The organism is Filifactor sp. (genome assembly GCF_057248345.1).
Map to the genome: position 1 here is coordinate 1 of NZ_DBHIIC010000053.1, position 8573 is coordinate 8573.

9 protein-coding genes are annotated in these 8573 nt (G+C 34.6%); 2 read left to right on the top strand and 7 right to left on the bottom strand.

All coding sequences use genetic code 11. The features are described from left to right. The 4 genes from ACO5GE_RS07300 to ACO5GE_RS07315 form a co-directional block, all read right to left on the bottom strand. The coding region (locus tag ACO5GE_RS07300; RefSeq protein WP_484830261.1) for an HflX-like GTP-binding protein at positions 1–297 on the bottom strand (297 nt) is incomplete at its 3' end. 737 nt (positions 298–1034) lie between these two features. Then, positions 1035–1445 (bottom strand): hypothetical protein, encoded by a 411-nt coding sequence (locus ACO5GE_RS07305; RefSeq protein ID WP_484830262.1) that lies wholly within the window; start codon positions 1443–1445, stop codon positions 1035–1037. A gap of 366 nt (positions 1446–1811) precedes the next feature. Further along, the gene (locus ACO5GE_RS07310) at positions 1812–2117 is read right to left on the bottom strand and encodes a GNAT family N-acetyltransferase (protein WP_484830269.1); all 306 of its coding nucleotides are present in this window, start codon (positions 2115–2117) and stop codon (positions 1812–1814) included. Between the two features lie 295 nt (positions 2118–2412). After that, positions 2413–3240 (bottom strand): MBL fold metallo-hydrolase, encoded by an 828-nt coding sequence (locus ACO5GE_RS07315; protein WP_484830263.1) that lies wholly within the window; start codon positions 3238–3240, stop codon positions 2413–2415. A 231-nt stretch (positions 3241–3471) separates the two neighbouring features. Between ACO5GE_RS07315 and mutY the strand changes: the two genes are divergently transcribed. Both mutY and nox read left to right on the top strand, forming a co-directional pair. Then, entirely contained in the window at positions 3472–4629 is a 1158-nt protein-coding gene (mutY, locus tag ACO5GE_RS07320) for an A/G-specific adenine glycosylase (RefSeq protein WP_484830264.1), read from the top strand. A gap of 386 nt (positions 4630–5015) precedes the next feature. Continuing rightward, on the top strand, positions 5016–6353 hold the full coding sequence (gene nox / locus ACO5GE_RS07325) for a H2O-forming NADH oxidase (protein ID WP_484830265.1): 1338 nt from the start codon (positions 5016–5018) through the stop codon (positions 6351–6353). Positions 6354–6584: 231 nt separating this feature from the next. Here the strand turns inward: nox and scpB are convergent, their stop codons facing one another. From scpB to ACO5GE_RS07340, 3 genes are read right to left on the bottom strand one after another with little or no spacing between them, the layout of a single operon-like run. Continuing rightward, positions 6585–7190, bottom strand: coding sequence for an SMC-Scp complex subunit ScpB (scpB, locus tag ACO5GE_RS07330; protein ID WP_484830266.1), 606 nt, complete (start codon positions 7188–7190; stop codon positions 6585–6587). Next, positions 7168–7893 carry a segregation and condensation protein A gene (locus tag ACO5GE_RS07335; protein WP_484830267.1) on the bottom strand — a complete coding sequence of 242 codons (726 nt, stop codon included), beginning with the start codon at positions 7891–7893 and terminating at the stop codon, positions 7168–7170. Before ACO5GE_RS07335 ends, scpB begins: the two co-directional genes overlap by 23 nt. 15 nt (positions 7894–7908) lie before the next feature. Then, on the bottom strand, positions 7909–8523 hold the full coding sequence (locus ACO5GE_RS07340; RefSeq protein WP_484830268.1) for a site-2 protease family protein: 615 nt from the start codon (positions 8521–8523) through the stop codon (positions 7909–7911). Positions 8524–8573: the final 50 nt, after the last annotated feature.

Consider the following 8573-nt stretch of genomic DNA (forward strand, 5'->3'; position numbering starts at 1 on the left):
TTGGAAAAGGAGAAGTTGGGAACCGGATAATTCGTTGTTAAACACAACCAAATTGACTTGCATATTCTCTGCCAATTCTTTCAGTTCTTCCACTTTTCCTTTTCCAATATAGTACTTTACATCAACGGTATCCCTCGGTTGTGTCATTTGACCGACTACCTCGATTTCAGCAGCCTGTGCCAACTCCTCCAACTCTTTCATGCTGTCTTCAAACTTTGCAAAAACTTCACTCTTTTTCCCAAAATCCACTCCTACCAAAATAGCAGAATAACAGCCCTCTCTTTTGTCCTGTTCCACAAAATCTCTCCTCTATTTATCAATCTGTAACATTTCTCTCTATCCAATCTAATTTTGGACATCAAACTTCTTCGATTTTTTCTGTCGTATGACACAAAATAAGTGCTTCCTAAACGAAAAGAACAACGACATACTGTCCTTAAATTATATAATCTATCCGAACAAAAATCAAATTATCTCCCGATTTCTTCTTCGTTTCTCCAAAAAACATCTTCCTCTCAAAGAAACAATTTTTTGCAGGTCTTGTATCATTATAATTTGTCATGTTAATCATACCATTTTTCAAAAATTGTTGTTAACATATCCTTTTTTGGTATATTCGTTAAAAACTAAAAACCAATATTCATTCCATTTTGTATGATTTATCAGAAAAATCTACAAAACTTCTTTCCATATTCAATCACCTTCCTCTTTCTTACTATCTTTTGCTACTTTATCCTTGTATCTTTCTCCTACCACTCGTTTGAATATCTGTTTCCAGTTTGTTTTTTGGATTCAATATCTTTGATGATCTGCTTATAGAAGAAAAATTATCTTTTATCTGTATCTCTTATCTGTATCTGTCCTTCAAATTGGTTTCTACACTTTTATTTTTTGTCTTTGTTTTAAGCATAGATCGTTGTATTTGTTTTTTAGAATAGAAAAACAGTAAACCTTTTTGATTTACTGTTTCGTAACTACTAGTATTATAGCTCACATTTCATCTTTCGAATAAAACAAACAGATGATTGTATCTCTTAATCTAACTTTTTACCGTCAGAGAGTACAATATCACCATTGCCACTGACATCAAAAAATCCAACATCGTGTTTTAATGCAAAGTGAAGCATACTGTTATACGCTTCTTCTGCTATCGACCAAGTAAAACCTGTATATATCACAGCGCTGCCGATACAATAATCTGTAAGATGTCTTTCCAGTTCCTCATTATTTTCAATCTCATCATCCTCAGGAGCAAATTCTCCGTTCATTGGTGGAAACATTTTTATCATATCCATAAACCAATTCTTTAGATTCGTTGAGGTTACTTCTATTGACTCGTAATCGTGATCTTCGTTCCATTCCGTTTGTTCATCATACCATTTCATAAATTCAATCTTATTATTGGGAGCTTTCGTTTTTTCAAAAACCATTAGATCATAACTCATAACTCTTTTAACCTCCATACATTCTAAGATTCCTCTTTCGACAACTAATCTTATTATACCACGCTTAAGGCATTTTTATATTAAACCACTTTGAATTTGCTATCTTTTGATACTTCATAGGATGACTTATTCACTCACTGTCTCTGTCATTCGACGTTACGACAGTTCTTTTAGTATTTTTTTATTTGTCAAAGTACCCACAGAAAAGACAAAAAAAGAGAACGACAGTTGCCATCTACACCAATATCTGTCATAAGGTTCATCCTCCTTATAAGTTTGATATCGGTCTTATCTCTCGCTCTCTTCTATCTACTTTAACTTCTATCTACTTTACTTTTATCTTCCTTACATCTATTGTTTGTTTCTCTACTTTTTCAAAAAATGTGTTGTATCATGTGTTTCGTCCTCTGCCCATCTTACTGCATAAGAACAAGTAGGTACTGCTTTCCAGTTTTTTTCATGCAACAGTTTGTTTACCTCAAGCATCAGCTGATTTGCAATTCCCTGTCCTCTCAATGATTCATCCACAAAGGTATGATCAATATCAATAACATCTTCCTCAATATGTCTAAATGTAATCTCTGCAACCAACTTTCCTTCTTCGTTGTTTGCAAAAATACGATTTTCTTCATAAATATAGTTCATTACAACCTCCTTAACTACTTCATCTATTAACTGATTTCACATTACTCCATTGATACTATAAACAGTTTCTTACTCAATATGATTGATACCCCAAAAAAAGAAGATAACTCTGTTTTTTGTAAATTCTACCTAAGATCATAAGACGGCAATCATTACGATAACCTCAGATCAATCATTTTTCATTAAACTGAGTGATTTCGTCCAAACTTCCTAAATGCTATCTTTTCTCTTATATCGACATCAATTTTGAAGTTTCTGCTTCAACTATAAAAATCACGATAACACCAAATACTTCTAAGCATTTTTCTTAACTTAAAGTTCTCTACAATTCTATCTCTGTTCCGGCAGAAAGATAGTTGATTCTGTCTTGCATTTGGTTTTTCAATAACTGATATGCTTTAAGTCCTGTGCAGTGACAAGTGTAATAATTTGTCTTGTGACGCAAAAAATACTCTCCCACTTGTTTGAGCTTATCAGGATCTTCCGGTTCTCCATTTGCCGGATTACTCAAATGAAATCCCCCCAAAACTGTGTCGGGTTCACAATGAAATAACTGTTTGAACTCTTCTATAATATTTACGATTCCGTTATGTGCGCATCCTGTCATCACAATTTTTTTGTTTCCTTCTTCAATAACCAAGTTTTGCTCATGTTCAAAAGTATCATGTTCCAAAATTCCGTTTTTTTCCATAAATAAAAACTGATTTGATTGAGGTGTCGCCTCTTTCAACGGAACATCCGAGAACACAAAGAACCCTTTTTCCAATTCGGTCAATCCCTCTTTCATGACAATAAGTCGCTTTTCGTGTTCCAATTCCTCTTTTAATCCGATATAAACAGGGTTGTTCTGTACTCTCAGAGAATAATGTTTTTCGAATGCACGAGGAGGTAGATACACCTTTGCACTCTTGTTTGCTTCTAAGAATCTTTCCAGTCCCCCACCATGATCGCTATGACCATGAGAAATTACCAAGAAATCCACATCTTCCATGGCAACTCCCATTTTTTTTGAATTTTCATAAAATAATTCACTTGCACCGACATCAAACAACATTTTTTTTCCATTTGACTCAATATATAGACTTAATCCATGCTCATGATGGAATTCTTCTGAACAAGCTGTATTTTCTATCAATACTTTTAATAACATCTCGATTCCTCCTTTTATATAACTTATGTACTCTTTCCATTATATCAATAAAGCATAAAAAATTGTACTTTTCTTTTGATACCGTCCTGCCATGGGTATAGGTTACACTGTAACAAAATAAGTGATTAGCTTAAACATAACATATCACTTCAAAAATTTGGCTTAAACTATTGGTTCATCATAATTGAAATATTTAATTATTGAGTTACAACAGACAGATTGGAGACTGCTTTGAAAACACTTCCCTTTACTATCTTACATTTTCAAAAAAGTATCTTAAATTGGTATCATGCCAACAAACGATATATGCCTTGGCGAGAAGATCCTACCCCATATCATGTATGGATTTCTGAGATTATGTTGCAACAGACAAGAGTTGAGGCAGTTCGTGAATACTACGCACGATTCATTCAAACTCTTCCGGACATCCTCTCCCTCTCTCAAGTAGAGGACGATGTCTTGCACAAACTTTGGGAAGGACTTGGATATTACAATCGGGCGAAAAATCTAAAAAAAGCAGCTCAACAAATTATCACAGAGTTCGATGGAGAACTTCCAAACACCTATCATGAACTTATCACACTTTCCGGAATAGGACCTTATACTGCAGGTGCAATTGCTTCCATTGCATTTCATCAACCGGTTCCTGCCGTTGACGGTAATGTCATGCGTGTCATTTCAAGAATCACAGATGACGATAGAGATATTACAGAAAATAAAACAAAACAAGCAATGACCGAGCTTGTGCAACAACTCATTCCGGTAACGGAAGTTCATCATTTCAATCAAGCATTGATGGAGCTGGGTGCTATCATCTGTTTACCGAACGGAGAACCGAAATGTGCTGAATGTCCAATGAGTACAATGTGTCTTGCATATCAGACCGGAAAACAAAGTTTTTTACCCGTCAAAAAGAAAAAAAAAGCACGAAAGATAGAAGAAAAAACAATCCTTCTGTTTGTGGACAGCAAGGAACATATTTTGATACAAAAAAGAGAACAGAAAGGCTTGCTACATGGTCTTTGGGAATTTCCTTCCCTCTCACATTCCGTTACTTTAGAAGAATGTCAAACTCTGTTTTCTCCCCTTTCTTCCTATATCAAACAAGTTTCACCTCTTTCACCATCTAAGCATATTTTTACACATATCGAATGGTGGATGAACGGATACTTCATTCTTTTGAATAACAAGGAGTCTTCCTCTATGTTCCAAACTTCTCTCCTTTCAACAATCTCAGAACTCATCTTGTCATCCGAAACGGTATGGGCTACAAAAGAAGAACTGAAAGAGAAATATCCTATTCCAACTGCATTCAAAACCTATCGAAATACATTAGATGAAATTGAAAAACAAATCAAACAGCTGAATTTGTTTGACGGCTCATTGTAAAATTACTTTCAAAATAGATTATGGATTTATTTCAACAAATAACCGAATCTGTTTAATAGTTATGATATTGGATGAGTAGTTTCCTTGTATCCATCCTAATAATAAGGATTTGAAACAAAGCGCTAACATTTCACAATCAAATAAAAAACTGTCTCATTATTGTTGAAAGAATCCTGTAGTATATGTCAATTTGATTGCCACATCATCATTTTCAAACGAATTTCATTTCGATTATTTCATTTTTTTGAAAAAATATAAAAAAATGATGAAATAAAACAAAATATGTGTATAATAAGAGTATAATATTGATAATAATTATTATTACTATTTATATTTAGATGACAGTTTTTTATGAAAATCATTATTTCATTTTGGAGGTAAATCTTATGAGTAAAATTATTGTAGTAGGTGCAAACCACGCTGGAACAGCAGCAATCAAAACAATTTTGTCGAACTATCCGGAACACGAAGTTGTTGTATATGATCAAAATAACAATATTTCTTTCTTAGGATGTGGAATGGCACTTTGGATTGGAAATCAAATTTCAAAACCGGACGGACTATTCTATGCGACCAAAGAATCTTTAGAACAATTGGGTGCAAAAGTGTATATGGAATCTCCCGTAAATCATATTGATTTTGCAAGCAAAAAACTATCTGCGACTTTGAAAGACGGTTCTAGCGTGGAAGATTCCTATGACAAGATAATTCTTGCAACCGGCTCGCTACCGATTATTCCGAATATTCCAGGCAAGGATTTGGAAAATGTGCAACAGGTAAAACTCTACCAAAATGCACAGGAAGTAATTGAAAAAATCAAGAATCCTGATATCAAAAACATTGTTGTTGTCGGTGCAGGATATATCGGTGTAGAACTTGCAGAAGCATTTGAACGTCACGGAAAACATATCACAATGGTGGATATTGCCGACACTTGTTTATCGGCTTATTACGATGAACCGTTTACAACTCTGATGAGGGATAATCTAAAAGAAAACGGTATCCATCTTGAACTTGGACAAACAGTCCAAGAAATCAAAGGTGAAAATGGCAAAGTAACTGCTGTTGTCACCGATCAAAAGGAAATCCCTGCAGATATGGTAGTGTTGTCTATTGGTTTTAGACCGAACAATGAATTGGGAAAAGACAGTTTGGAACTGTTCCGCAACGGTTCTTATGTTGTAAACAAAAAACAGGAAACTTCCATCAAAGATGTATACGCTATTGGAGATTGTGCAACTGTGTTTGATAACACAATTGATAACACAAACTATATTGCTCTTGCATCCAATGCACTGAGAAGCGGTATTGTAGCAGCACACAATGCGGCCGGACATGAATTGGAATCTTTAGGAGTACAAGGCTCTAACGGAATCTGTATCTACGATTTAAAAATGGTATCTACAGGAATAACTGTATCTAAGGCTAAAAAATTAGGAATCGATGTAGAATACACCGATTTTGATGATACTCAAAAACCTGGATTTATTGAAACAGAAAATCCTTCTGTAAAAATTAGAATTGTTTATGATAAGAACACAAGAGTAATACTGGGTGCACAAATGGCATCCAAATATGATGTGTCAATGGGAATCCACATGTTCTCACTTGCAATTCAAGAAAAAGTGACCATTGACAGACTTTCTCTACTCGATATATTCTTCTTACCTCATTTCAATCAACCATACAACTATATAACAATGGCATCCCTTTCTGCAAAATAAACGAATGGTACCAATCAAAAAAAGATGTAACTGTATCAGAAAACAGTTACATCTTTTTTATTATACTTCAAAGTGTTATACGAAACCCGCATGAACAATAAAACAAATCTAATCTTTGAACGTGATACTTTTGGATATTTCTTTCCTCTGTTTCTTTCCTATTCTTAGAATCTCTCATCACTTTCATCAGTATCTATAACATTTCATTTAACACGAAATCATCGAATCATTCTATTGAGTTTCAGTATGATGATAGGAGGATGCTTGTTCCTCATCAAACAAGCTCAATTCTTTCTCATCCACGATAAATTGTTCAAAATTCGGCAATTCCGAAATATCTTTCAGATTAAATTGAACCAAGAAAGCCTGTGTTGTTCTATACAAAATAGGTTTTCCGATTCGATCCAACCTACCCGCCTCACGAATCAAACCATAGTCCAATAACACACGAATGGTCGAATCGCACTTCACACCACGTACTTCCTCAATCTCTAACTTAGTAACAGGTTGTTGATAAGCAATAATGCTCAGCGTCTCCATGGCAGACTGTGTCAAGCTTTTCTTTCTTTTCTGTACGGTAATCACTTCCATAAAACCATGATTTTCAGGAACTGTTGCAAGTTGTAATGTCTCTTTCGTGCAAAGCAAAGTCAATCCGGACATCTTATCCTTATACCTCTCTTGCAACAACACTACTGCCTCTGATACCATTTTCTTTGTAATATCAACCTCCGGATTCCCTTCACGAATGATTTTCACCACTTCATCATAGTGAACTTCCTCACCACGTACAAAAAGAATGGACTCTATAATACTACATAGTTGTTTTAGCTCCATTTTGCTCCTCCACTCGTTTCACTTCTATTTGACCGAACAAATTTCTTTGACGAAACTTCATTTCTTTCAAATGTGTCATTTCCAAAATGCTCAAAAAAGTAACAACACAATCGTCTTTCTCTTTGGAAATTAACAAATCAGAAAAGGAATATATTTTGCCACATTCTATGGACTCTCTGATTTCTTCTATCTTATCCTCTAATGACCTTGTCTTATAGCTAATCATAATCGGATTTTCATTTTTTCTCTCCAACACACTGTGTGCAAATTCATACAAACTATCTAATGTTACATTCTGCAAATCCAAATATTGATCGATATATACTTCCTGAGGTTTCGCAGTATAGTAATTCTCTAGTGGAAGACTTCGAGCAGACAGATATTTGACTACATTTCGATAAGCCTTGTATTTTTCCAAAGAACGCTTGATTTCTTCCGTCGGATCCTCTTCCTCTTCTTCTGTCGAACTTTGTAGATAAAGCAAGTATCTTGACTTAATTTCCAACAACTTTACAGCCATATCCAAAAAATCGGTCATCTTTTCCATATCCAAAACTTGTTCCAATTCTTTGAGTTGTTCCATATATTGATTGGTCATTTCAACAATTGAAATATCACAGATATTGATTTTATCTTTCTGTAACAGTTCCAACAACAAATCGAAAGGTCCTTCATAATTTTGCGTTTGAACATTGTACTCCATTGTCGATTCTCCTTGTTATATTAACGAACCTGTCACTGAGAATACAATTTTGGAAATGACAAATACCATTGGAGTCAACACAATATAAATAACTCTGCTATAAAGCAAGACAATCAATATAATAAAACTATAACGTTCATACTCATAGAGCTTATATTTTACTGAATAAGGTAGTACCAAAGATAAAATACGATATCCGTCCAACGGAGGAATTGGTATTAAGTTGAACGCAGCAAAATATATATTGATATAGACTGCAAGTGTCATGATTGTATCAAAAGATTCCTGCTGAATCACCGGAGAAAGCACTTTAAACATAAGTCCTAGCACCATTGCCAACAGAACATTCATTGCAACACCTGCAATCGAAACTAAAAAACTACCCAGTTTTCTATTTCGAAAATTGCTTTCTATAACAGGAACCGGATTAGCCCATCCAAAACGGAAAAACAACAACATCAAAAATCCGAACGGATCAATATGATGAACAGGATTGATGGAGATTCGACCTGCATCTTTTGCTGTATCATCCCCCATCAAATGAGCTACATAAGCATGTGCACATTCATGAAATGAAATTGCCATCAAGATACCGGGCAAACTAAGCAACATATCGTTAATTGAATTCATACTATCATCCTTTCAAAATAGTATTCTTCCCTATTTCCTTCTCCATAAGA

What these genes read in the sequence shown, in the direction of transcription:
- ACO5GE_RS07305 (WP_484830262.1), bottom strand. Translation starts at nt 1,445, where the DNA reads ATGAGTTATGATCTAATGGTTTTTGAAAAAACGAAAGCTCCCAATAAT.
- ACO5GE_RS07315 (WP_484830263.1), bottom strand. Translation starts at nt 3,240, where the DNA reads ATGTTATTAAAAGTATTGATAGAAAATACAGCTTGTTCAGAAGAATTC.
- nox (WP_484830265.1), top strand. Translation starts at nt 5,016, where the DNA reads ATGAGTAAAATTATTGTAGTAGGTGCAAACCACGCTGGAACAGCAGCA.
- scpB (WP_484830266.1), bottom strand. Translation starts at nt 7,190, where the DNA reads ATGGAGCTAAAACAACTATGTAGTATTATAGAGTCCATTCTTTTTGTA.
- ACO5GE_RS07335 (WP_484830267.1), bottom strand. Translation starts at nt 7,893, where the DNA reads ATGGAGTACAATGTTCAAACGCAAAATTATGAAGGACCTTTCGATTTG.
- ACO5GE_RS07340 (WP_484830268.1), bottom strand. Translation starts at nt 8,523, where the DNA reads ATGAATTCAATTAACGATATGTTGCTTAGTTTGCCCGGTATCTTGATG.